Below are 23,292 nucleotides of genomic sequence, written 5' to 3' on the forward strand. Positions count from 1 at the left end.
ATCTGTATATGGGCTTAAGCCTAATGTTTGTTGTTGAACGAGCATAATATTATTTTTCTAACAGGCTCTAAGATATTAAAAAAGCATCAAGCCAAAGAGTAATTCTTCGGTTTGATGCTTGATAGTATGTTACTTTTTCAGTGGCCTCCGATTTAAAGACAGCCCTTCTTTTTTAATTTTTTACAAGTTAGAATCAGGTAGTTATATAATCCTTTATAAATTGATTTTATTTAAAAATTGTTCGTGAACCAAATGCCCTAAAACCGATAAGAATTGAAACACAACCACTCTCTAGTTTTGACTTATCCTTATCTTCCGGAACCAGAATTCGAATTACAAAATCATCTGTACTTTCTACCATAAAATCCCAAAGATTAGTATAACCTTCATCGGCATTATCATACAATAAATTATACTCTGTATCAAACAATTGAAATTCTAGTGCACCCAAATCCTCTTCCCCTTTAACCAAAATTCTATATTCCTGATCTTTATAAAAAGTTAGCCTCAATTCAGCAGTTTCTCCTTCAGAAAGCACCGCATTATTCAACTGACCATTAAATGTATAGGGTGTCAACTGAGGAATACATTGCTTTTTGGTATATTCATTACATTGCGAAAAAGATACCAAAGGTAATATGGTTAAACTGATATAAATAATAAATTTAAGAGTCATCTTCATTGTAGTAATTTTTGGAACTCATGCTAAGATTTACAAATCGGTAATTTTTGCTCTAATACGATTATTGATGCTTTGAATCTTCTTAATCGTTTCGCTTGATGCAGTAAGGGTAACCCGATTCCCAATGATATTCTTTCCATTCTTTGTTTTAACACCAGAGCCAGATTTTCTACTTTGTTCTATTTCCCGAAAACTTGCATCTAATTCTTTTAAATCAGGAAGAACTTGCTGAATTTTGTCATCATTTCGGTACTGATTCAGTAAACCAATTAGATTAGGTACTGAGTGTTTCTGCTGAGAAATCAAATTAATCATCTTCTTTTGGGGATTTTTTAAATCGATAATATTCGTAGCTAAATATAACGTTTCTACCCAGCCTCCAAATACAATGAGAGCAGCAGTCTCGCCCCTTTGATTTTCCTTCAAATAAAGATCTGATTTAGTAAAAGTATCTGATATAATATTCAGGAGAGAATCTTGGTTCTCAAGGTTCTTTTCCACTCTTTGCGCTGTAAGTTTTTCTTGTTCTTCAGGTATTCCTAATTCTCTGGTAAACTTTTTTATCACAGCTAAATAACGAGCCGCATCCTGAAATTGTTCATAAATTCGAATATAACTTAAATCTGCCCCATAAACTCCTATGTTAATTGCAATGTCTGCCTGTGAAAGATAATTTTCTGCATTACTAATATCATTCATTAAATCAGGCTGATACAACAAATTCATTTGTTTTATAATCTCCGTAACCTCAATAGGGCTTGGCACATTATAAAACACATTTTTAACAGGAATGACCTGCTTGATTTGAGGAATAGAAATTTCTACCTGACTTGCAGGAACTTGCTTTTTATTTTGGCAACCATAACTCATCATAGTGTTTGCAAAAACTAAAACAAAACAGATTATTTTAATAGATATTTTCAGCATAATTACAAGCGTTTCCCTGATATTCATTTTTGTAAGAAACTTAAAGTTATACTTTTATAAATCATCCACAAATAAAAAAGGAATATATACGCCATTCATCTAAAAACTCTTAAATTGAAGAAACAAATAGAAATTATTGGCGTAAACATTCGGTTAAATGCTAAAATTAAATGTGATAATTTCTACAAATTAGACCAAAAGATGTAAAGTCAACAAAATAGTACAGTTACAAAAAATATTAAACTTATGAAAATTGGAATACTTATCGGCCGAATTGGGGGAGTAGATGGTGTTGCACTGGAAACAGAAAAATGGATAGCTGTCTTGCAAAAAATGGGACATGAAGTATATACTTTATCCGGACAATTTGAAGAACGAAAACTAAATCCTAATTACGAAACTTTAGTTCCAGAAATGTCATTTTTTTCACCAGAAGGATTTTGGGGTCAAAAGAAAGCATTTCATTTTCCTGATAATAATCTGGAAGAACTCCTCGAACACATTCATTTTTATGCTGATTTAATAAAAAATAAGATAATAAACTGGGCCAAAGAAAAGAAAATTGATATTTTGATATCAGAAAATGCATCAGCACTTCCTGCACATATAGAGATGGGCTTGGGAATAAAAAAAGCAGTTGTTGAACTTAGTATTCCTACAATAACACACGATCACGATTTTTATTGGGAAAGGGGAGATCGATACATTTCTCCTCATGACGAAATTAATAATATTGTATCCGAAAACTTCCCCTTGCGCTTGCCAAATGTTTTGCACGCTGTGATTAATACTTATGGCCAGGAAACTCTTGCAAAGCGTTTCAATCGAGAATCGGTACTCGTTCCTAATGTTATGAATTTTGACCTTCCGTTTGGTGAAATTAACCAGACGAATATTAACCTGAAAAGAAATCTTGGCTTAAAGAAGGAAGATTATATTTTGGCCCAAGTAACACGCATTGTTCGAAGGAAAGGAATCGAAACTGCAATTCGCCTAATACATATGCTGGAAGATAAACACGCTAAGTTAATTATTACTGGAAGCCATTCCGATGACGAGGGAAATATTTATTATCAGGAATTGATAGATCAAATTCATGAATTAAAATTGGAAGGACAGGTAATATTTGCATCTCATATCATTAAAAATAATCGTAGGCAAATACCTGGTAGTAAAGCCTATTCCTTATCAGATGCATATGCACACGCAAAAGCAAGTACCTACTTTAGTACTTACGAAGGATTTGGAAATGCTTTCATAGAATCTGTGATGGGAAGATGCCCGGTTTTTGTAAATAACTATAAACCTGTATATTGGCCAGATATTGGTAGTAAGGGATTCAAAACCGTTATGCTAGAAAATAATATAATCACCGATAAGGCTTTATCAGATATGAAAGAAATCATTAATAATGAAGCTTTAAATCAGGAAATAGGAGAATACAACTATCAATTGGGTAAGAAATATTTTTCATTTGACACTCTGGAAAAGAAACTTCAGGAATTATTAGAAAAAAGCAGTCGTCTATGAATATAATGTATCCCTAATGTTTCCTATTCGCGAAAAGAATTTTTACTGGGATGAAATTAGCTACTTATTTGAGTTTTGAATCCAATTTCCCCGACTTTATCAGCAATCAAATTTAGCTCATTTAAAGATATTTTCACCAAATCATCAATAGGAGTGTCTCTGGAAATAGTATAAATCATAACCTCTTTGGGTTGTATTTTCTTAAGATGCTCTAACCATACCGCTATTTCTTCACCTGAAGTATTATCAATGATTTTATTATTATATTTTCCTCTAATAAATAGGGTTTGAACAATTAAGTTTCCTTCAAATTTAGCAAGCAATTCTACCGTTTTAGATAAACTATACTCACCTACTGGTTGATCAAGGTCTATAATTGTTTTTTCGAAACCCCCATCTAATTTTAGAATGTTATCATCAACTTTATTCAACGCCTCAAAAACAGACTTTTTGTGAATCATGGTAGCATTAGATAGGACTGCAATTCTAGCATTGGGAAAAATCTCATCTCGAACTTGGATCGTATAATCAATTATCTCGGCAAAGTCAGGATGTAAGGTTGGTTCACCATTACCAGCAAAAGTTATCACATCAGGAGCTTTATTTTCATTTTTCATCTCAATGAGTTTCTCCCAAAGACTGGTCTTAACTAATTCTCTATCATGAAAACTTATCTTTTGATCTCGTTTATCAGGATTCCACCCGCATTCACAATAAATGCAATTGAAACTACAAAGTTTACAATCATTTGGTAATAAATTTATACCTAATGAAACTCCTAATCTCCTGCTTTTCACAGGTCCAAATATAATTTTATCAAAAAGAAATGTTGCCATACTTTAGTCTTTAAGCCGCAAATTTAGACAAATTCCTTTACTACCGTTCTTAAACTCCATATTTTCAATATTTCCTTGACTTTTATCATTTTATTTTCAAGCTATATTTTAGAACTTTCTTTAACTAATTGAGTTTATCATTTAGTATCATCTGAGAATTATTGGTTAATTTCTAATCAATTAATTCAAAGGAAAAAACCAAATATATAATCCATGAAAAAGAAATTTCAAAAATATATGTGGGAAAATGGATTTGAATTGAAGATTCAGGTTCTTGATGATCAACACAAAAAATTTATAGCAATCCTAAATTTACTAGTTGATGCAATTAATCAGGATGAGGTGAATAAAAAAATTCCTCAAATATTCTTTAAGCTAATGAATCATGCAGAAGATTACTTTTTACAGGAAGAAATCCTTCTCAAAAAATACCCCGAAAGTAATTTAGATGACATACAGAAGGATCATCAGGATTTCATTATCCGTATTGCAAATTTCCAGAATCAATTTAGCAAAAAAGAAGAAAGTATTGCTTCAGATTTATTGGAATTTCTAGATAGCTGGCTAAAGAATCGAATAAATAATTACAATAAACAAACCATTTTTTATCTTCAAACAGGCACTAAATGATGCATTTATTTGAATTAAAAAACCTTAAATCAAAACTCTAATGGTTGACTCCTGTCTCAACTTAAAATCCTTAAAATCAACATTAGATACTAAATTTAAACCAGGACTCTTACCTTTTTCTAAACTACCTAAAGTTTCTTCAAAGCCTAAATACCTTGCTGGTTGGATAGTAGCCCATTTTATTATTTCTCCAATTTTCAGGTTGTGAAAATGAAGTTGAATTAGCTTTAATTCTTCAAATACGCTAAGTTTTTGATACATTCCTAAAGAGCCCGTTCCAATACAAAATCGTTTTTCTGATTGCAAATCCAGACCTAAAATTTTAGATACAGTATATCGATTAACCAAAATCGGAGAATGATTAGTTTTTTTATTAAAATCATCATAATCCTGAAAAGGAATACAACAATCATTACAATATATATTTTTAAACAGCACCTTAGACTTTTGCTTTAACCGGAAACCTTCTGCAATGGGAAAAAAATCAGCAGAGCCTTTGGTTCCATACGCTTCCAAATGATTAATTCCTTTTTGTATCAAATTAGGATCTGCTTGTAATTCTTCAATTCGTTTCCTTAATTTAAGCTTGAAAGCTCCTTTTAGTGTTGCAAGAAAATCCTCTTTATTGAAGTCTGGCCAACTGAGTAAATTAAAAGCATCTACAAATCCGGGGATCAATATTCCATTATAGAATTCTAAATCCTGGATTTCCTTAATCTTTCCTCCCGTATCAATAATATCCAAAATTTTATTGTCATCATCCAAAATAAGGATACCATTTTTCAATGGATCGGAAATAACAGGAAAGATGTAGTTTGCAGAAATCTTTCTCATTTTCTTAAAAACTATTAAGGAACCCGAACATCTTCAGGAGCTCTATCTAAAAGCCTTAATTCTTCACTTTCCAAATTCACTGTATCCGGTTTAATTTGCGGATTAAAAATTAGAATATCCTTAATTTCGTAATGCTGGGTAAATTGAGGTAAATCATTAGAATTCGCAAAAATATTACCCCTAAGCTGAGTATAAGTAGAATCAGGATACTCCATTTGAATTTCATACTCATGAAATTCAGAATCCTTTACAATCTTTTTAGGGTCGAATTTTACGGATTGACCATTCACAGTATCTTTCTTCCAAAAATAAGCTTCCATTCTTGGATCATAAGTCTGATCACCCTTATAAACTTTTATTTTTGCACGAATTGTATAAATCCCTTTTTCCCGAATGGGAATAGAAAAATTAAAAATTGGTCTTCCTTGCGCTGGAACTTTCCAATCTTGTCTTTTTTTCCAGAGATTTACAGTATCCTGTTCCAGTTTAGTCTTTTTCAATTCGATTCTCAATTTCGTTTCCAATCGATTTAAAGAATCGATAATTTTATCATAAATTTTTGTATATTTTACTGTATTCAGGGAATAGTAGTGTACACATGAATCAAATTGAGCTGCTGTTATATTATACTTTTGGTAAATTGAATTATAATAGTAACTGGGACGATAATTTTGCCCCGAACGATATATATTCTCTGCAGTCATTGTGCCATCACCTATATGAATATCAATCAACATTTTTGTAAATTCATCTTCGCTTAACTTAGGTTTTTTCACCATCTCCTTTTTACAAGAAATGCACAAAAACACTGACAAACAGAATCCAACTATTAATATTTTAGACATGGAATTTCATCTTTTTTTAAACACTTTGCAAAGATAAGATTTGCAGAGACAAACAAGAAAATTTAAATTTATCTGTTCACTTTTTTAATCTTTTGATATAAATCAGAGGCAAAAACGAAATCATTTAAAGCTTGATTATCAGTATCAAAAATCTCCTCTTTTGTTCCTTCCCATGCCTTAAATCCTTTACTGATAAAAAGAATCTTCTCGCCAATCTCCATTACCGAATTCATATCATGAGTATTAATAATCGTTGTCATATTAAACTCTTTTGTAATTTCCTGAATAAGATTATCAATCACAATTGCAGTTACCGGATCTAAGCCAGAATTTGGTTCATCACAGAAAAGATACTTAGGATTTAAAGCAATTGCTCTCGCAATTGCAACGCGCTTTTGCATTCCACCGCTAATTTCAGTAGGGTATAAATGATTTGAATTTTTAATATTTACCCGATTTAAGCAAAAATTTACTCGATCCATTTTCTCTGTATCACTCATCTTTGAAAACATATCCAATGGAAATAATACATTCTCTTCCACACTCATAGAATCAAACAATGCTCCTCCTTGAAAAACCATCCCCATCTCCTGTCTGATATTCTTTCTGCTTTTCAGATTCATTGCGGTAAAATCTCTATCACTATAAAAAATTTTTCCGGAATCAATTTCATGTAAACCAATTATAGATTTTAACAAAACGGTCTTCCCGGAACCACTCTGACCAATAATCAGATTGGTTTTGCCCGCCTCAAAATTTACTGAAATGTCATTCAATACTTTTAAGGATGCGAATGATTTATTTACATTTTTCAACGTAATCATTTCAAAAGAATTTGAGTTAGTATTAGATTGGAAAGCAGAATAAGAATACTACTATTCACAACTGCCTTTGTGCTTGCTTTCCCAACTTCCAGAGCACCTCCCTTTACAAAATAACCATAATAGGAAGGAATTGCTGTAATTATAAATGCAAAAACACATGTTTTGATTAAGGAGTAGCTTATATAATAAGGGATAAAACCAAATTGCACTCCGTATATAAAATCAGAAACTGCAACAGTTCCCGTTAAATAACCTGCAAAAAGCCCTCCTAAAATACCAACAAACACACTCAATATATAGAGAAATGGATTGATAAAAACTGCAGCAATAATTTTAGGAAGAACTAAAAAATTTGCAGAATTCACTCCCATTATTTCCAGAGCATCAATTTGTTCTGTTACACGCATAGAACCAATTTCTGAGGCTATATTAGAACCAACTTTTCCAGCCAGTATAAGTCCTACAATTGTGGAAGAAAATTCTAATAACATGGATTCTCTCGTTGTATAACCCACCAAATAATCTGGCAATAAAGGATTTTGCATGTTATACGCAGTTTGCAAAGCAATAACCGCACCCATAAACAGTGAAATAATCACAACGATACCTATTGAATTAATACCAAGTTTGTGAATTTCTTTTATGATATGAGAAAAAAAAGTTTTCCCTTTTTCAGGTTTGGAAACCACCAAAACCAAAAACTTTGAGAATTTACCGACGTGTTCAAAAAGGCCCATCTAATATTATATTTACGATAAAATTACTAATAATTTATAAACATTCTTAATGAGCTTAAGTATCAATTTTTGAATTCACATAGCTTTTCAGTATTTTAGAATATAATATATGGATTCAACCTATATTCTTCACAAAGAATTTAGTTAAATACTATTCAATGGATACAAACAATTATTGTGTAATCATGGCGGGCGGAGTTGGCTCACGCTTTTGGCCTTTAAGTAAAAATGAACATCCCAAACAATTTCTTGACATTTTAGGAACAGGAAAATCTTTACTCAGACAAACATTTGAACGATTTAATTCTATTTGTCCTGTTGAGAATTTCTTTATCGTGACTAATTCCATCTATAAAGAATTGGTTCTTGAACAATTACCAGAACTAGATCAGAGTCAAGTTTTATTAGAGCCACTAAGAAGAAATACTGCTCCTTGTATCGCTTATGCTAATTATAAAATTCAAAAAAGAAATCCGAATGCTTCTATTATTGTAACTCCCTCTGATCATCTTATATTAAAAGAAAGCAAATTTTTGGATGTTTTAACGGAAGGTATATCCTTTGTACAAAATGAAGAGAAATTACTCACTTTAGGAATTCAACCAAGCAGACCAGAAACTGGTTATGGATATATTCAAGTTTCTAAGAAATCAATAGGAAAAAGCAAGGACATTTACCCAGTTAAAACTTTCACAGAAAAACCCCATCATGATCTTGCTAAGATATTTTATGAATCAGGAGATTTTTTCTGGAATTCGGGAATTTTTATATGGTCCCTAAAATCTATTCAAGAGGCGTTTAATAAATATCTTCCTGATGTGAATAACCTATTCGAATCGGGATTGGATAAATTAGACACAAAACAAGAACAGGATTTCATTGACAATATTTACCCTGAATGTCAGAACATTTCCATTGATTATGGTATTCTTGAAAGATCCAACAATGTTTATGTGTACTGTTCGGAATTTGGATGGTCTGATTTGGGCACTTGGGGATCACTGTATGAACACTCAGAAAAGGATAATAACGAAAATGCTGTTCAAGGCAACAATGTGATGCTTTACGAAACTAAGGATTGTTTAGTAAATGTAACTGCTGATAAATTAGTAGTTATACAAGGCTTAAAAGATTATATTGTAGTAGAAACGGATAACACCATTTTGGTATGTAGAAAAAAGGATGAGCAGGAAATTCGAAAAATAGTCAATGATGTAAAAATTACGAAAGGAGAAAAATTTATATAAAAGAAAAGGACCTAAATTAGGTCCTTTTCTTTTCAGTTTTTATATTAATATTCCCATAAATCGTGTTCGTAGGTGAAAATTTCATTTTTAATTCTTTCCGACTCGAGCATAGAATTTATTCCCACAGTATATTCACTAATACCACGATTATTGTGAACATTAGACACTTGCGTAATAAAACTAGTAAAACGTCTTTTCATAAATAAATCATCAAAAGAATATCTTGCTGCGTCATTATGAGGATTAAACACCTCGTGCGTAGCTAACAATGGTCTAGCTTCCGGGAAATAAACCCAAAAAAGTTGTTTTTGCTGAATTCCATCCATAGCAGTATCTCCATCCTTTAGATATTCTCTAATTGGACAAAGACCAATAATACGAACTTGAAGTGTAGAGGTTTGCTTATCGAAAAACCACTGTTCTTTCACCATAAGTCTTTTCACATCATCTGTGTGCATCTCACCGGGTATGATTTTTTCCTCTAATTCCCCAGTCAAACGATTTCTTTGCATTATGGTATCGTTTTGAGCATCAAATTTTGATCGAATTTGATCTACCGTCATGGGAACCTTGAATTCATCATCATTAGTATCATATGCTGTTAATCCTTCGTTCTCTATTCCATAGATTAACAAATCGATTAAACTATAACGATCGTCTTGTGGTGTAGTTGGATAATAAATAGGAAGATTCATTTTTTCTCTCAAATCAATAATCCGCCAAACCAATTTCGACCACATCACATCTGATTCACGAATATTTGCAAAAGGAATTGGCTTTCGATTTGCAATATGATTTTTGGTATAAACGCTTGTAGCATTTGTCTGTGCTTCTACATTAAAAGTACAAAACAACGCTAAACCAATAATTAGTAATAAGCTTCTTTTCATGTGTTTATGATTTTCAAATTTTACCACAACGAACGATTCGTCATCAATAAATTTTTATTACTGTATTCTAAATACAATTGCAGGCAAATTTCTAGTAACCCCGTCAGGACCTACAGCTCTAATATCTTCTATATAAACTTTTTGATTTCTTTTTAAATTCCGAAACATTCCAATTTGTTCTTTTGAGAAAAGATCGGAACGCGAAGCCTGATCAACAGTAAATCCTTTTATGATGGTTGAAACTGTGAATCCCGTAATTTTAAACTTCAAATCAAAATCAAAATTATCCATTACAGCATCAACACCATTTTGTGCTAATAATAAGTTCTTCTTGATTTTACCACCATTTAAACCAGCAACTTTAGCCAAAGGATCCGGAATTGGTTTGACTCTAAAATCAACCGTGCGCAGAGGTCTCCACTCATCGTCAAATCTAGCTTCTACTTTTACCTTTGCAAGTCTACCAACAACTTTAGGTTTAGCTATATAGTCATTACCTCTCTTCACAAGGCTTCCATTAGTCATACTCGCACGTACCCGATCAGAAGAAAATCCAGGTGCTGAAATACTAACAGGATTATCTAATCCCACATAAAAAACATTCATTTTTGTAGGGGAAACAACAACATTAGGTTCTGCCACTATATATTCTGCCTCAAACTCATATGGTTTTTCTATACCAGAAGGTGATTTGTAGGTTATTACTCCACCCCATTTTACCGGACCAACTTTATTTGCAGGAGCAGTATATAAACCGCGCCCATTATCATCAAAATCCTTTAGTTCTCCCTTACGATCAATTACGATTTTTGGATTTTGAGTAGTATCAACAGCAGCTAAGAAAACTTGAGCCTTGTAAGTATCCCCTTTCAAAATATAATTTGATGGAGCATAAACTTCAGCTCTTAGCTTATTAAATTTATAAGATTCGGCCTCAATTTGATTAAACAAGTAATTTACAACATCCGATTCGGTATTACGGATATCCACCTGCATTTTAGAGAGTAGTGTAATTGCTCCAATTAATGGAGTATGTGAAAATTGCTTTGATTCCCATGTATAACTTGGATCATCTTTTCGCTTCTTATGAGGTTTTGAAGTATCCAAAGTTTCTTGAATTGCAAACCGAAGTCTTTCATCTTTTTCATCAACCATGCCCAAAACAAGTTCCCTAAACCGAACAATTGCATCCTTCAATTTTTTGCCTTGTCCTAAAACAATCATAACCGCAGCAGGAACGTCAATATTAGCCTTATCCTGAATATGTTTCATATCGTAATCCTCACCATCAGCGGTTCGGACGATACGTTTTTTCAAGACTTCAATTAAATTATATACGCTATCAGACTCCAAACGAACTTTTTCTGAAGATTTCCATGCATCCCTTACTTTATTTGGATTAGCATCAAGTGCAATTTTAAAATCAGAATATTTAATTTTTGTCTTCTCCTCAAAAGTCTGGACCGTTTTTGCAAGACCATTATCAATGGTAGTGAAAACATCCAACACTTCATCCGATACATTTATCGCCAACATTGCTGTTAGAAATAAATACATCATTCCAATCATCTTTTGCCGCGGCGTTTCTTTACAATTCGTTGCTCCCATTTCAGCTCAGCTTGATTGTTAAATTAGTTTTTTTTCTTAAAATCCATTGCACTCAACATATTTCCATAAATGGTATTTAGTGCTGTTAAATTCTGATTTAGTTGCTCTGTTTCTTTACGATACGTTTGAGCATTTTCCAATGTTGCAGTTAGTGTTTCCAATACTTTGTCTAAATCCTTATGGACATTTTTAGAATTATTTATCTGTTCATTGCTATGTTTTAACTGTAATTCGTATAATGCATTAAGAGAGGAAATATTTTTATTTAACCCTTCCATTGAATCATTAAAATTGCCGCTATTCTTTGAAATTTTCTCGAAATCTGTCTGTAAAATTTTATCAATATTCTGATAAGCTCCCAAAAGTTTATTTCCAGATTTGTTAACTTTTTCTGCAAAATTCTGCCCTGACGACAATACAGTTGACGCAGCATCTTGATATTTATTAGCTAAGTCTGCAACTGAGTGATCCATCTTATTTGTGAAATTCTTTCCTGAATTAGCAATAACATCTGCAGTTTCCTGATAGGAAGTTCCAAGTTTTTGAGCGGAATTTGTCAATTCTTGAGTAGAATCAACATATTTTTCTGAAAATTGTCCAACAGATTCGGAAGCTTTATGCAAGCTTTGAACATATCCATCAGTAGCATGTGCAGCATCAGATAAATTAGATAAATTCTCAGCTGCATTTGATAGTTTAGCCAGTCCTTGGCTTAAATGAGATAATTTATCAGGCTGAACACTCATTTTTTCCAATAAAGCTTGAAGTTGTTCCAAGCCTTCAACCTGAACACCACCTCCCATTTGTTGTTTCGGTTCCAAACCGATTAATTCAGGATACACTAAACTCCAGTCGGGTTGCTCGTGCGGTGGTTCAAATGCAGAAAAGAAAAAGATAATTGCCTCAGTAATCATACCTGCTGCAAGAAAGTAGCCTGCCATAGGATAGTGTTGAATTTTAAAGAGTGCACCAATCAATACAACGGAAGCCCCCCAACCATACACATATCCCATAAATTTTTTCCATTTTGGTGATTGTACAAGTTCAGTAATATTCATACTCGAGTTTTTTTGAATAAGGTCTTAAAATAAATAGATTACCAGTAAATTATTTACCTAAATGAGTTCTTACGCAGCGGAATCCAATATACGATTTAGCTGTATCTTGATATTCATACGTTCTGGTAGCACATTGCAAATAATATCCTATATCCTTCCATGATCCACCTCGAATCACTTTTCTTTTCAAAGCTGGAGGATCATCTGGCAATGCATTGTATTCATAATTTGGATTCATATCGTGCGTAAATGAATAGGCGGATTCATCATATGCACCTGATGTCCATTCTGCAACATTACCTGCCATATCGTATAGACCAAATTCATTTGGTTCATAACTACCAACAGGAAGAGTTACTAGTCCACCATCGTCTACGTAATTTCCACGAAGTGGTTTAAAATTCGCAAGAAAACAGCCTTTATCATTTCTTGTATAAGGACCTCCCCAAGGATACATGTTCAAAGCCAATCCACCTCTAGCGGCATATTCCCATTCTGATTCCGTAGGCAATCTATAGTCCTGCACTGGATAATCACCTTCCGCTTTTAATGCTGAGTTGTGAAAACGTGTTCTCCAAATACAAAAAGCCGTAGCCTGTTTCCATGATACCCCTACAACGGGATAATCATCATAACCTGGATGCCAAAAATATTGTTTGGTCCAAGGATCATTATACGAATAGGTGAAATCCTGTATCCAACATAGAGTATCCGGATAAATATTAAGAGCCTCCTTCATTATAAAGGAAGATCTGTCTTCAATTTTTTTACGGCCTCCCTTATAATCATCCACCATGCCTTCATACTCACCAGTTTCGTAATTATAACGATTAGATTTTTTTGCTGCCTGTTTTAAGTCAACCCACTCGTACTGATACTTCAATTTACGAGAATCTATTTCTTTATTTCTAAAGAATCGTTCCTGAGCAGGCAAATACATCTCATCTAAAATTTCAGTATATTCCTCATTATCCCACTCTAACTTTTCATCCCAGTTGATAAAAGGAGGGTCAATAGGATTTCCATTTTGATCCTCAGCAATTAGAAACTCTTCAAACTGTTGTCCTAATAATTGGCGTGCGATTGAATCCCGAACCCAATTTACAAATTGACGATACTCATTATTTGTAATCTCCGTTTCGTCCATCCAAAATGATTCCACAGAAACCGTTTTTGCGGTTGCATTCAATGCCCAAGCAACATCCTGATCATTTGGTCCCATTGTGAAACTTCCTCTTGGCACCGATACCATTCCATAAGGTTTAGGTTCAAACCATTTTCCTCTTTGGCCAGCACCAACAAGCTCTCCGTTACCAGTTCGTTTTCCACAACTGGACAAGAATAACAAAACAGTTACACAAAGTATTGTAAGTAATTTATTCATAGTGGTTTTATAATGCGTGCTATGCACAGATTTTTAATGTTTTTATAAAAATCGAATACTCTTATATTTTTGTTTTCGGCCAGCAATTTTAGTATTGAATCTATAAGCTAATAGAAATTCATGAGAACCTTTTGCAATTTTGGATATAGATACATCGTAAGCATATCCAATCTGAATTCCATTACTAAACAAAGTTCCAATCATTCCAACAATAGCATCATCGATCCTATATGAAACGCCTGCCCAAATCTTTTTATTGTACCTTATATTTGTGTTTATATCAATTTGAGAAACTACTGCATCGGTTTTATAAAATACGGATGGCAATATTTCCCATGAATCAGTCAATTCGTATCTATAACCTGCCATAGCATAGTAATGTCTCGATAGATAAATTTCAACAGACTCACTATATCCTATATTTGGTTTTGTAAGATGCGTTACGGAAGCACCCACATAAAGGTTATCTGTTTGATAAAAAATTCCCAACCCAGAATCAAAAACCATCTTACTTCCATCTACCGAAGTAGATCCTAAATCTTGTTCTATGCTAGTGTATTCATCACCATCCGGAACAAACCATTCCCCTTTTAAGGCATTATTTTGAAATCCAAAACTAAGCCCAAAAAATAATGAGCCTGAATTTAGTTTTTTTTGATATGCGTAGCTAAATCGAATTCCAGTATTTTTCTCCAGTCCCAATTCGTCTCGAATAATACTTAAACCTATTCCATGACTTCTTCCTGCAAAATGAACAGGAGTGCTTAAATTAAAAACAGTTGTCACAGGGGCATTATCAAATCCAACCCATTGCTGTCTATTAATTGCCGATGCCACAATTTCCTCTTCAGCACCTGCAAACGCAGGATTTACAGACAATATATTAAACATATTCTGACTAAATTGCGGGTCTTGTTGCGCCTTTAAATTAAAGCCTAAACAGGTTATTATTATGAAGAAAAATAATTTTTTCATGAAAGACATTATTGCTCAGTAATGTTCAAAAACTGTGAGGAGTAAAGTAAATAAAAATAAATATTCCTTACAAGTTTTATCAGAGGTTCAGGCACTTTTATCAACATTTATCATTTATCTATTTCTAAAATATTAATGAACTAAATACATTAAGCTAAACAAATTTTAACCTTTTAAAAAAAAACAAAATCACATTAGCTTATTGAGAATGTAATCCTTATTTACGATGTTTTTATTATTTTGTTAATGAAATTTTACTTTTTAAAAATTGAATTAACAATAATACTCTCCATTCAAAACTGAAATATTGCTACATTCCAATAAAAAGGGGCTATCCACACCCTGAACAGCCCCTTTTCTTTTTTTATATTTTTTTTATTTTTTAGCTTTTGACGTCTTTTTTACTGCAGAAGCCTTCTTTGTCGTAGTCTTTTTTGTTGCAGAAGTTTTCTTTATAGTAGTCTTTTTAGCCGTGGTCTTTTTAGTCACCTTACCAGTTTTCTTTTTCGGACTACTTTTAATTATCTTCAAACATTCTTCATAAGTTAATGCTTTAGGATCTTCAATATCTTTAGCAAGTCTATAATTTTCTTTATTATAAGAAATATAAGGACCCCATCTACCATTTAATATTTGAAGTTCGGCATCTTCCTCAAATGACTTAATATGCTTCAATCTGTCTTTTTCTCTTTTTTCCTCGATGAGAATAATTGCTCTCTCTAAATCAATTTCCATCGGATCATCGATATCTTTCTTAAGAGATGCAAATTTACCATCGTGACGCACATAAGGACCGAAACGCCCAATAGCTACAACAACTTTTTTATCCTCATAAACGCCTAAATCCCGTGGCAACTTGAATAAATCAATTGCTTCTTCCAATGTTATAGTTTCGAGATGTTGTCCTATTCTCAAACTCGCAAATTTCGGGGCTTCTCCTTCTTTATCTGCTGGTGTCTCCCCTAATTGAGCCATCGGACCATACCTTCCAATTCTAACCAATATCACCTTTCCTGTTTTTGGATCCTCTCCTAAAATTCTCTCCCCGGTTGATCTTTCCGACTTTTCTAATGTATTTTCAACATTATCATGAAATGGATGATAAAATTTAGCAATCATTTCATGCCAAATTAATTTACCTAAAGCGATATCATCAAATTCTTTTTCCACATCAGCGGTGAAATTATAATTCATGATATTAGGGAAATATTTACTTAAAAAATCAGTAACAACCATTCCTATATCAGTAGGGAATAATTTTTTCTTCTCAGCTCCAGTAATTTGAGTTTTAACAGATTCTGAAAGTGAATTATATTTTAAAGTGATAATTTCGTATTGACGCTCCTGTCCATCTCTGGATTCTTTTACAACATAACCCCTATTTTGGATTGTTGTAATTGTTGGAGCGTAAGTAGAAGGTCGACCAATCCCCAACTCCTCTAATTTCTTCACCAAACTTGCTTCGGTATATCTTGGAGCTTTATAAGTGAAATTCTGAGTTGCATTTATTAATTCTGCCTCTAGAATATCCTGAACTTTAACATTTGGCAATAAGGTTTCTTCCCGCTTTTGATTTTCATCATCCGAAGATTCCATATATACTTTCAAGAAACCGTCAAATTTAATCATTTCTCCACTGGCAATAAATTGCTTGCCATTTGTAGAAATACCTATTTTTATATTGGTTTTTTCAAGTTTAGCATCACTCATTTGAGAAGCGATGGTTCTCTTCCAAATAAGATTATAAAGTCTAATTTCATTGGATTCCCCGCTTATTTGTTCTCTATTTAGGTAGGTGGGGCGAATAGCCTCGTGAGCTTCCTGTGCTCCTTTATTTTTAGTTTTATATTTTCTAATCTTCACATACTCCGCACCATGAAGTTTGGTAATTTCCTCTTTAGCTGCGACCAAAGCTGTATCTGCTAAATTTACCGAATCGGTTCTCATGTAAGTGATATTTCCTGCTTCGTACAATCGTTGTGCTATTGTCATTGTTTGCGAAACCGAAAAGCCCAACTTTCTACTTGCTTCCTGTTGTAATGTAGACGTTGTAAAAGGAGCTGCAGGCTTTCTAACAGCAGGTTTTTTCTCAATTTCAGCCACTTTGTAAGATGCGTTTTTACAACTTTCCAAGAATGCCAATGTTTCTTCTCTGGTAGAAAATCTCTTAGGAAATTCTGCCTTTAAAGTCTTAACGATTCCATTTTCTTCTATAATTGTAAAGTTAGCTGCCAGCTTATAAAAAGATTCTGCCTTAAAAGCGATAATTTCACGTTCTCTTTCCACAATTAAGCGAACAGCAACAGATTGCACTCTACCAGCTGAAAGTTGTGGTTTCACCTTTTTCCAAAGAACAGGTGAAATTTCAAAACCAACCAAACGATCCAGAATTCTTCTTGCTTGCTGAGCATTAACAAGATTCTCATCAATTTGACGTGGATTTTGAATAGCATTCAGAATCGCATCCTTCGTGATCTCATGAAAAACAATTCTTTTTGTATTTTCCTTTTTAAGCTTAAGTACCTCAAAAAGATGCCATGCAATAGCCTCTCCCTCGCGGTCCTCATCAGATGCTATCCAAACTGTCTGAGCATCTTTTGCTAATTTTTTAAGTTCTGCAACTACCTTTTTCTTATCGGTAGAAACAATATATTTTGGTGTGAAATTATTTTGAATATCAATTCCAAAATCCTTCTTCTCCAAATCCCGAATATGACCAAAGCTGGACTTCACCACGTAGTCTTTTCCTAAAAACTTCTCGATAGTTTTTGCTTTTGCCGGGGACTCAACTATTACTAAATTCTCTACCATTTCGTATCTTTGCTTTGGAAAGTTTAGGTTAAATTTTTTGCAAAGTAAAACAATAAGCTTCCTAAGTTCAAAATTTTGTGGCACTTATTTTTTGTTTAGATACTAAGTAAGCAACTAAAAAAACAGAATATCGGTAAGAAAAACCAGAAATTTTAGTTCGAATATTATTTGCTATTTTTACAGCTCAATTCTAAGTAATGAAAAGAAAAAATGTCTAAGAACGATTCAAATAATCAATCACAGCAATCTATAAAAATGAACAAAAAACCATTAATAATATTCTGGTCCGTTTTTTTGATAGGAATTTTATTAGTCGTCTTCTTTTTTGCAGGAGTATCCAAAGGTACATTTGGTTTTATGCCGAGCTTTGAGGAGTTAGAAAACCCACAAAGTAGTCTGGCAACAGAAGTATACTCTTCGGATAGTATACTTTTAGGTAAATTCTATTATCAAAATCGTTCATTTGTAAAATATGAAGAATTATCTCCGTATTTAGTTGATGCGCTTATAGCAACCGAAGATGTTCGTTATAAAGAACATTCTGGTGTAGATATTCGTGGTTTAATGCGAGTTTTAAAAGGTCTGGCAACTGGAAATAAAAATGCAGGTGGAGGAAGTACGATATCTCAACAGTTGGCCAAAATGCTATTTCCCCGAGAACATTTTAAGAATAAGTTGGATATTGTGTTTCGAAAATTTCGGGAATGGGTGATAGCCGTTAATCTAGAACGAAGCTATACCAAAGAAGAAATATTAACGATGTACTTCAACAAGTATGATTTCTTAAATCTTGCTGTTGGTATCAAATCTGCTGCAAATGTCTATTTTAACACAACTCCAGATTCTTTAAAAATTGAGCAGGCTGCTATGTTAGTAGGTATGGCGAAAAATTCCTCCTACTACAACCCACTTCGGAGACCTGAGCTCACCTTAGAACGAAGGAATGTAGTACTATCACAAATGGTGAAATATGATTATCTATCAAGCCAGCAATACGATTCTCTAAAGAATACACCTCTTGGTATTGATTATCAAAAGGTCGATCACAAAAGAGGAATGGCTCCTTACTTTAGAGAGTATTTACGAACTTCGCTTACCGCAAATAAACCACAACGAGAACACTATCCAACGTATGCATATCAACGCTTTGTTGAAGATTCATTAGAATGGGAGAATAATCCATTTTATGGATGGTGCAACAAAAATCAAAAAGCAGACAGTACACCATACAATATTTATAAGGATGGTTTAAAAATCTATACAACACTAGATTCCCGAATGCAAAAATATGCAGAGGAAGCTGTAAGTGAACATTTAGGTCTAGATCTTCAAAAAGCTTTCGATAGAGAAAAAGAAAAACATCGCAATCCTCCATTTTCTGACGACTTATCGAATGAAGATGTTGAACACAACATGGAATTATCGATGAAAAGAAGCGAAAGGTATCGTGTTTTGCGCAAAAAGGGATTATCTCTCGATTCCATTCGCGAAGTATTCAAGACCCCTATCAAAATGAAAATATTTACTTGGACAGGGGAACGCGACACACTTTTCAGTCCAAATGATTCCATGCTATATTATAAGGGATTTCTTCGTGTTGGATTTATGTCGATGGTTCCTCAAACCGGTGAAGTTCGTGCTTATGTTGGTGGTCCTAATTACAAGCATTTTATGTACGACATGGTTACGAAAGGGAAACGACAGGTTGGTTCTACCATTAAACCATTTTTATATACACTAGCCATGAAAGAGGGCTTAAGTCCTTGCGACAAAGTCCCTAACATTCCTCAAACATTCATTTTACCTGACGGAACTCCATGGGCTTCGAGAAATTCAACCTCTAAGAAAACTGGTGAAATGGTAACTCTAAGATGGGGTCTCGCACACTCGGTAAATAATATATCAGGCTGGGTTTTAAAACAAACAACGCCTGAATCGGTGGTAGCAATGGCTCATAAAATGGGTGTGATTAGCAGAATGGATCCGGTGCCTTCTATCTTTCTAGGAACATCAGAAATTTCTGTTTACGAGATGGTCGGTGCTTACGGAACTTTTGCCGATAAAGGAGTTTATATAAAGCCTCGATTTATTGAAAAGATTGAAGATAGTAAAGGAAATATTATCGCTCAATCGATACCTCAAAAAAGGGAAGTTATGAGTGAAAAGACGGCCTACTTAATGACCAACCTGTTGCAAGGAGTAGTGCAGAGAGGAACCGGAATTCGAGCAAGACTCAAATATGGATTGAACAATCCTATCGGTGGAAAGACAGGAACGACTCAGAACCACTCCGATGGTTGGTTTATGGGAGTCACTCCCGAATTGGTTTCCGGTGTCTGGGTGGGAGCAGAAGACCGAGCAATCCACTTCGAGGAAATTAGACTGGGGCAAGGTGCGAATATGGCACTTCCTATTTGGGCTTTATATATGCAAAAAGTATATGCCGACAAGCAATTAAATATCTATCAGGGAAATTTTGAAAAACCCCGCGGCATGATTCTAAATCTTAATTGTGATGATTCTAGCGATACAAAAAACAAAGATTTAAAACAATCCGAAGAGGAAGATTTCTTTTAAATTAGAAGACAATATTTAATTGGAAGAACCATATAAATTCTTTAAAATTGTATCGAGATTCAGGTTTCCATTTTAGGGAATAATAGGGAATCCTGTTTAAAGCAGGAGCTGTCCCCGCAGCTGTAATTTCCGATTCGCATTTGTGAATCTGTGTTTTGAGCAATATTACCACTGTTCTTGATGGAATGGGAAGGTGTTTAAAACCGGAATAAGCCAGAAGACCTACCTGTAATCATGGATTGTAGCTTTCGGGTAAGAAAAGCAGAAAGATTCAGTTTATTTCTTTCTATTCCGATGCTAGCGCATTCGAATCGCCATATTCGAATCGAAAATTCATAGTAACTGTTTACTGTAGAGGATATCCTGCCATGGGTATCCTCTTTTTTTTGATCAGGAATACTTATTCGTGCACTTTACTATACTTCGTACCCTTTACTTTATTCTTTAGGCGTTTACTTTTCAGCATTATTCTGATAGCTAACACTATTTAAATAAGATCTGAAACACTTGCCCAACCTTGCTTACCAGATGAACTTTGATCTTAAATTTAGATATATCCAGTCCTTTAGAATTGTTTTTGGGAATAAAAATCTGTTTGAAGCCTAGCTTTTCTGCCTCTCCAATTCGCTGATCGATTCGGTTCACTGGTCTAATTTCTCCCGACAATCCTATCTCTCCTGTAAAACAAACTTCTTTAGGGATAGCAATATCGGTACTCGATGATAGAACAGCAATAATAACAGCCAAATCAATTGCCGGATCATTCACCTTAATTCCACCGGCAATATTCAAAAAAACATCTTTTGTTGATAATCGAAATCCGGCTCGCTTTTCCAGAACTGCCAAAAGCATATTCATTCTGCGCAAATCAAATCCAGTAGAAGATCTCTGCGGGGTGCCATAAGCAGCAGAACTCACCAAAGCCTGTATCTCAATTAAAAAGGGTCGCATACCTTCTATCGAAGCAGAGATAGCTACACCACTCAAACTCTCGTCTGATTGTGAAAGTAACAATTCCGAGGGGTTAGAAACTTCGCGAAGTCCTGTATGTTGCATCTCGTAAATACCCATTTCGGCAGTTGAGCCAAAACGGTTTTTAGTGGATCGCAATATCCGATACATATGATTTTGATCTCCTTCAAATTGAAGTACCGTATCAACCATATGCTCTAAAATCTTAGGGCCGGCCAAACTACCATCCTTCGTGATGTGACCAATAAGGATTACTGGTGTAGAGGATTCCTTTGCAAATCGCAATAACTGCGAGGTACACTCACGAATCTGAGAAACGCTTCCCGGGCCCGAATCAATATTCTCTGTGGCCAGAGTTTGAATAGAATCGATCACTACAATATCCGGATCGGTGTTCTTTATGTGTGAAAAAATATTCTCCATTGCAGTTTCACTCACAATCAAGCAGTTTTCGTTATCCGAATTAATTCGATTTCCCCGAAGCTTGATCTGTTGCGCACTTTCCTCGCCGGAAACATATAAAGTGGTATAATTTTTTAAATGAAGCGCGATTTGCAAAGCCAGCGTAGATTTTCCAATTCCCGGCTCACCTCCTATCAATATTAAAGAACCTGGCACCAATCCACCTCCCAAAACCCGATTTAGCTCCAGACTTTTCGTATCATACCTTTTCTCTTCAGAGGAAGATATTTCTGATATTTTTAAAGGCTTATTCTTTGTCTTGGAACGAGAGCCAACCAAATTGGTAGATTTAGACTTTACAACAATCTCTTCGACAAAGGAATTCCATTCTCCGCAGGAGGGACATTTACCAACCCATTTAGGCGATTCTACTCCACAATTTTGACAAAACCAGGCACTTTTTGTTTTTGCAGCCATATACTTCTAATTCATTTACTGGAATTGATAATTTTATCGATGATGGAAGTAGAGGAAAATCCTTCTATAAAATCAAGTGTTTTAATTTCACCACCTTTTGCTTTAACGATGTCATATCCAACAATATCCTCAGCTTTATAATCGCTTCCTTTCACCAAAATATCAGGCTGAACAAAATTGATTAAATCATAAGGCGTTTGCTCCCCAAAGAGAATAATCATATCAACAAATCCTAAGGATGCCAAAAGCAAAGCTCGGGAATATTCATCATTAATGGGTCGGTTTGCACCCTTCAAAACCTGCACTGAAGCATCGGTATTTAAACCAATTACCATTTTTGTTCCCAAAGAGGCAGCATTTGCCAAATACTCCAGATGCCCACGATGAACGATATCGAAACAACCATTGGTGAAAACGATTTTATCCTCTCTAAAACGCCAAACTTGCAGCGCATTAAGAGCCTTTTCCTTCTCAAAAATTATTTTATTTTTAATGATATCCAGAGGTTTCATTTATTATCTTTTTGTGGATGACTAAATAGATGCCTGCAAATTATTCATTTTATTGATGAATACCAATCCCTTTATTTAGAGGATGCAGAATCATACCTTTTAAAATAATCAGACAACAAAAAAGGCTGCTCACAGGAACAGCCTTCATTAAAATATTTTAATTTCTTTAAATCAATTTGTTGGTTGCAGTATCCGGGAAGACCAAGTAAGGCTCCCAGCTCTTAGCTTCTTCAAATTCCATTGAGGCATAAGAAATAATAATTACCACATCACCAACAGCGCATTTCCGAGCAGCAGGACCGTTTAAACAAATCACACCAGATCCTCTTTCCCCGCGAATGACGTAGGTTTCCAATCGTTCTCCATTGTTTACATTAACAATTTGAACTTTTTCATTTTCGATCACATTGGCCGCATCCATAAGATCTTCATCAATGGTAACGCTACCAACATACTGCAAATCAGCATTGGTTACTGTTGCTTTATGAATCTTCGATTTACAAACTTCAATGTACATATTATCCTCAACTAATA

At 34.1% G+C, this 23,292-nt stretch carries 20 protein-coding genes and 1 riboswitch; of the genes, 4 read left to right on the forward strand and 16 right to left on the reverse strand.

The annotated features are described in order from the left end of the window. Window positions 1-226: 226 nt before the first annotated feature. Window positions 227-682: a hypothetical protein gene (locus DLK05_RS11405; protein WP_127344133.1), complete on the reverse strand. Its 456-nt coding sequence runs from the start codon at window positions 680-682 to the stop codon at window positions 227-229. A 30-nt stretch (window positions 683-712) separates the two neighbouring features. Further along, a complete protein-coding gene (locus tag DLK05_RS11410) occupies window positions 713-1,636 on the reverse strand; it encodes a hypothetical protein (RefSeq protein WP_127344134.1) in 924 nt (307 codons plus the stop codon). Window positions 1,637-1,855: 219 nt separating this feature from the next. Here DLK05_RS11410 and DLK05_RS11415 point away from each other — a divergent pair, with 219 nt between their 5' ends. Continuing rightward, entirely contained in the window at window positions 1,856-3,139 is a 1,284-nt protein-coding gene (locus DLK05_RS11415) for a glycosyltransferase family 4 protein (RefSeq protein ID WP_127344135.1), read from the forward strand. A gap of 56 nt (window positions 3,140-3,195) precedes the next feature. Here DLK05_RS11415 and DLK05_RS11420 read toward each other — a convergent pair whose 3' ends face one another. Then, window positions 3,196-3,975, reverse strand: a complete 780-nt coding sequence (locus DLK05_RS11420) for a radical SAM protein (protein WP_127344136.1) — start codon at window positions 3,973-3,975, stop codon at window positions 3,196-3,198. Between the two features lie 213 nt (window positions 3,976-4,188). On the opposite strand from DLK05_RS11420, the gene DLK05_RS11425 reads away from it, so the two are divergent. After that, entirely contained in the window at window positions 4,189-4,605 is a 417-nt protein-coding gene (locus tag DLK05_RS11425; protein WP_127344137.1) for a bacteriohemerythrin, read from the forward strand. 24 nt (window positions 4,606-4,629) lie between these two features. On the opposite strand, the gene DLK05_RS11430 is transcribed toward DLK05_RS11425, so the two are convergent. The 4 genes from DLK05_RS11430 to DLK05_RS11445 all read right to left on the reverse strand — a co-directional run bounded on the left by DLK05_RS11430 (window position 4,630) and on the right by DLK05_RS11445 (window position 7,845). Next, window positions 4,630-5,439: an amidohydrolase family protein gene (locus DLK05_RS11430; protein ID WP_127344138.1), complete on the reverse strand. Its 810-nt coding sequence runs from the start codon at window positions 5,437-5,439 to the stop codon at window positions 4,630-4,632. A gap of 14 nt (window positions 5,440-5,453) precedes the next feature. Continuing rightward, window positions 5,454-6,284 carry a DUF4296 domain-containing protein gene (locus DLK05_RS11435; RefSeq protein WP_127344139.1) on the reverse strand — a complete coding sequence of 277 codons (831 nt, stop codon included), beginning with the start codon at window positions 6,282-6,284 and terminating at the stop codon, window positions 5,454-5,456. A 68-nt stretch (window positions 6,285-6,352) separates the two neighbouring features. Further along, window positions 6,353-7,108 carry an ABC transporter ATP-binding protein gene (locus tag DLK05_RS11440; RefSeq protein WP_127344140.1) on the reverse strand — a complete coding sequence of 252 codons (756 nt, stop codon included), beginning with the start codon at window positions 7,106-7,108 and terminating at the stop codon, window positions 6,353-6,355. After that, window positions 7,105-7,845, reverse strand: a complete 741-nt coding sequence (locus DLK05_RS11445) for an MlaE family ABC transporter permease (protein WP_127344141.1) — start codon at window positions 7,843-7,845, stop codon at window positions 7,105-7,107. The genes DLK05_RS11440 and DLK05_RS11445 overlap by 4 nt, the downstream gene beginning before the upstream one ends. A 158-nt stretch (window positions 7,846-8,003) precedes the next feature. Here DLK05_RS11445 and DLK05_RS11450 point away from each other — a divergent pair, with 158 nt between their 5' ends. Further along, a complete protein-coding gene (locus DLK05_RS11450; RefSeq protein ID WP_127344142.1) occupies window positions 8,004-9,092 on the forward strand; it encodes a mannose-1-phosphate guanylyltransferase in 1,089 nt (362 codons plus the stop codon). A gap of 44 nt (window positions 9,093-9,136) precedes the next feature. Here DLK05_RS11450 and porN read toward each other — a convergent pair whose 3' ends face one another. The 6 genes from porN to topA form a co-directional block, all read right to left on the reverse strand. Continuing rightward, a complete protein-coding gene (gene porN / locus DLK05_RS11455) occupies window positions 9,137-9,982 on the reverse strand; it encodes a type IX secretion system ring subunit PorN/GldN (protein ID WP_127344143.1) in 846 nt (281 codons plus the stop codon). 57 nt (window positions 9,983-10,039) lie between these two features. Then, window positions 10,040-11,590, reverse strand: a complete 1,551-nt coding sequence (gene porM / locus DLK05_RS11460; RefSeq protein WP_127344144.1) for a type IX secretion system motor protein PorM/GldM — start codon at window positions 11,588-11,590, stop codon at window positions 10,040-10,042. A 23-nt stretch (window positions 11,591-11,613) separates the two neighbouring features. Further along, the gene (porL, locus tag DLK05_RS11465; RefSeq protein ID WP_127344145.1) at window positions 11,614-12,648 is read right to left on the reverse strand and encodes a type IX secretion system motor protein PorL/GldL; all 1,035 of its coding nucleotides are present in this window, start codon (window positions 12,646-12,648) and stop codon (window positions 11,614-11,616) included. Window positions 12,649-12,697: 49 nt separating this feature from the next. Further along, on the reverse strand, window positions 12,698-14,032 hold the full coding sequence (gene porK, locus DLK05_RS11470) for a T9SS ring complex lipoprotein PorK/GldK (RefSeq protein ID WP_127344146.1): 1,335 nt from the start codon (window positions 14,030-14,032) through the stop codon (window positions 12,698-12,700). A gap of 42 nt (window positions 14,033-14,074) precedes the next feature. Beyond that, window positions 14,075-15,007, reverse strand: a complete 933-nt coding sequence (locus tag DLK05_RS11475) for a PorP/SprF family type IX secretion system membrane protein (protein WP_209319847.1) — start codon at window positions 15,005-15,007, stop codon at window positions 14,075-14,077. 375 nt (window positions 15,008-15,382) lie between these two features. Beyond that, entirely contained in the window at window positions 15,383-17,818 is a 2,436-nt protein-coding gene (topA, locus tag DLK05_RS11480) for a type I DNA topoisomerase (RefSeq protein ID WP_127344148.1), read from the reverse strand. 210 nt (window positions 17,819-18,028) lie between these two features. Here topA and DLK05_RS11485 point away from each other — a divergent pair, with 210 nt between their 5' ends. Next, entirely contained in the window at window positions 18,029-20,395 is a 2,367-nt protein-coding gene (locus tag DLK05_RS11485; protein ID WP_235831993.1) for a transglycosylase domain-containing protein, read from the forward strand. Window positions 20,396-20,439: 44 nt separating this feature from the next. Beyond that, window positions 20,440-20,639, forward strand: a riboswitch (cobalamin riboswitch). A gap of 239 nt (window positions 20,640-20,878) precedes the next feature. Here DLK05_RS11485 and radA read toward each other — a convergent pair. The 3 genes from radA to panD form a co-directional block, all read right to left on the reverse strand. Continuing rightward, window positions 20,879-22,246: a DNA repair protein RadA gene (radA, locus tag DLK05_RS11490; RefSeq protein WP_127344149.1), complete on the reverse strand. Its 1,368-nt coding sequence runs from the start codon at window positions 22,244-22,246 to the stop codon at window positions 20,879-20,881. 11 nt (window positions 22,247-22,257) lie between these two features. Continuing rightward, window positions 22,258-22,758 (reverse strand): D-glycero-beta-D-manno-heptose 1-phosphate adenylyltransferase, encoded by a 501-nt coding sequence (gene rfaE2 / locus DLK05_RS11495; RefSeq protein WP_127344150.1) that lies wholly within the window; start codon window positions 22,756-22,758, stop codon window positions 22,258-22,260. A gap of 166 nt (window positions 22,759-22,924) precedes the next feature. After that, window positions 22,925-23,275, reverse strand: coding sequence for an aspartate 1-decarboxylase (gene panD / locus DLK05_RS11500; protein ID WP_127344151.1), 351 nt, complete (start codon window positions 23,273-23,275; stop codon window positions 22,925-22,927). Between the last annotated feature and the right edge of the window lie 17 nt (window positions 23,276-23,292).

Origin of the sequence: Ancylomarina longa (assembly GCF_003996985.1) — a bacterium.
Classification (GTDB): Bacteria; Bacteroidota; Bacteroidia; order Bacteroidales; family Marinifilaceae; genus Ancylomarina_A; species Ancylomarina_A longa.

Excerpts from the sequence above, each read along its gene's own strand:
- DLK05_RS11405 (WP_127344133.1), bottom strand. The coding sequence starts at position 682 with ATGAAGATGACTCTTAAATTTATTATTTATATCAGTTTAACCATATTA.
- DLK05_RS11410 (WP_127344134.1), bottom strand. The coding sequence starts at position 1,636 with ATGAATATCAGGGAAACGCTTGTAATTATGCTGAAAATATCTATTAAA.
- DLK05_RS11415 (WP_127344135.1), top strand. The coding sequence starts at position 1,856 with ATGAAAATTGGAATACTTATCGGCCGAATTGGGGGAGTAGATGGTGTT.
- DLK05_RS11420 (WP_127344136.1), bottom strand. The coding sequence starts at position 3,975 with ATGGCAACATTTCTTTTTGATAAAATTATATTTGGACCTGTGAAAAGC.
- DLK05_RS11425 (WP_127344137.1), top strand. The coding sequence starts at position 4,189 with ATGAAAAAGAAATTTCAAAAATATATGTGGGAAAATGGATTTGAATTG.
- DLK05_RS11430 (WP_127344138.1), bottom strand. The coding sequence starts at position 5,439 with ATGAGAAAGATTTCTGCAAACTACATCTTTCCTGTTATTTCCGATCCA.
- DLK05_RS11435 (WP_127344139.1), bottom strand. The coding sequence starts at position 6,284 with ATGTCTAAAATATTAATAGTTGGATTCTGTTTGTCAGTGTTTTTGTGC.
- DLK05_RS11440 (WP_127344140.1), bottom strand. The coding sequence starts at position 7,108 with ATGATTACGTTGAAAAATGTAAATAAATCATTCGCATCCTTAAAAGTA.
- DLK05_RS11445 (WP_127344141.1), bottom strand. The coding sequence starts at position 7,845 with ATGGGCCTTTTTGAACACGTCGGTAAATTCTCAAAGTTTTTGGTTTTG.
- DLK05_RS11450 (WP_127344142.1), top strand. The coding sequence starts at position 8,004 with ATGGATACAAACAATTATTGTGTAATCATGGCGGGCGGAGTTGGCTCA.
- porN (WP_127344143.1), bottom strand. The coding sequence starts at position 9,982 with ATGAAAAGAAGCTTATTACTAATTATTGGTTTAGCGTTGTTTTGTACT.
- porM (WP_127344144.1), bottom strand. The coding sequence starts at position 11,590 with ATGGGAGCAACGAATTGTAAAGAAACGCCGCGGCAAAAGATGATTGGA.
- porL (WP_127344145.1), bottom strand. The coding sequence starts at position 12,648 with ATGAATATTACTGAACTTGTACAATCACCAAAATGGAAAAAATTTATG.
- porK (WP_127344146.1), bottom strand. The coding sequence starts at position 14,032 with ATGAATAAATTACTTACAATACTTTGTGTAACTGTTTTGTTATTCTTG.
- DLK05_RS11475 (WP_209319847.1), bottom strand. The coding sequence starts at position 15,007 with ATGAAAAAATTATTTTTCTTCATAATAATAACCTGTTTAGGCTTTAAT.
- topA (WP_127344148.1), bottom strand. The coding sequence starts at position 17,818 with ATGGTAGAGAATTTAGTAATAGTTGAGTCCCCGGCAAAAGCAAAAACT.
- DLK05_RS11485 (WP_235831993.1), top strand. The coding sequence starts at position 18,029 with ATGTCTAAGAACGATTCAAATAATCAATCACAGCAATCTATAAAAATG.
- radA (WP_127344149.1), bottom strand. The coding sequence starts at position 22,246 with ATGGCTGCAAAAACAAAAAGTGCCTGGTTTTGTCAAAATTGTGGAGTA.
- rfaE2 (WP_127344150.1), bottom strand. The coding sequence starts at position 22,758 with ATGAAACCTCTGGATATCATTAAAAATAAAATAATTTTTGAGAAGGAA.
- panD (WP_127344151.1), bottom strand. The coding sequence starts at position 23,275 with ATGTACATTGAAGTTTGTAAATCGAAGATTCATAAAGCAACAGTAACC.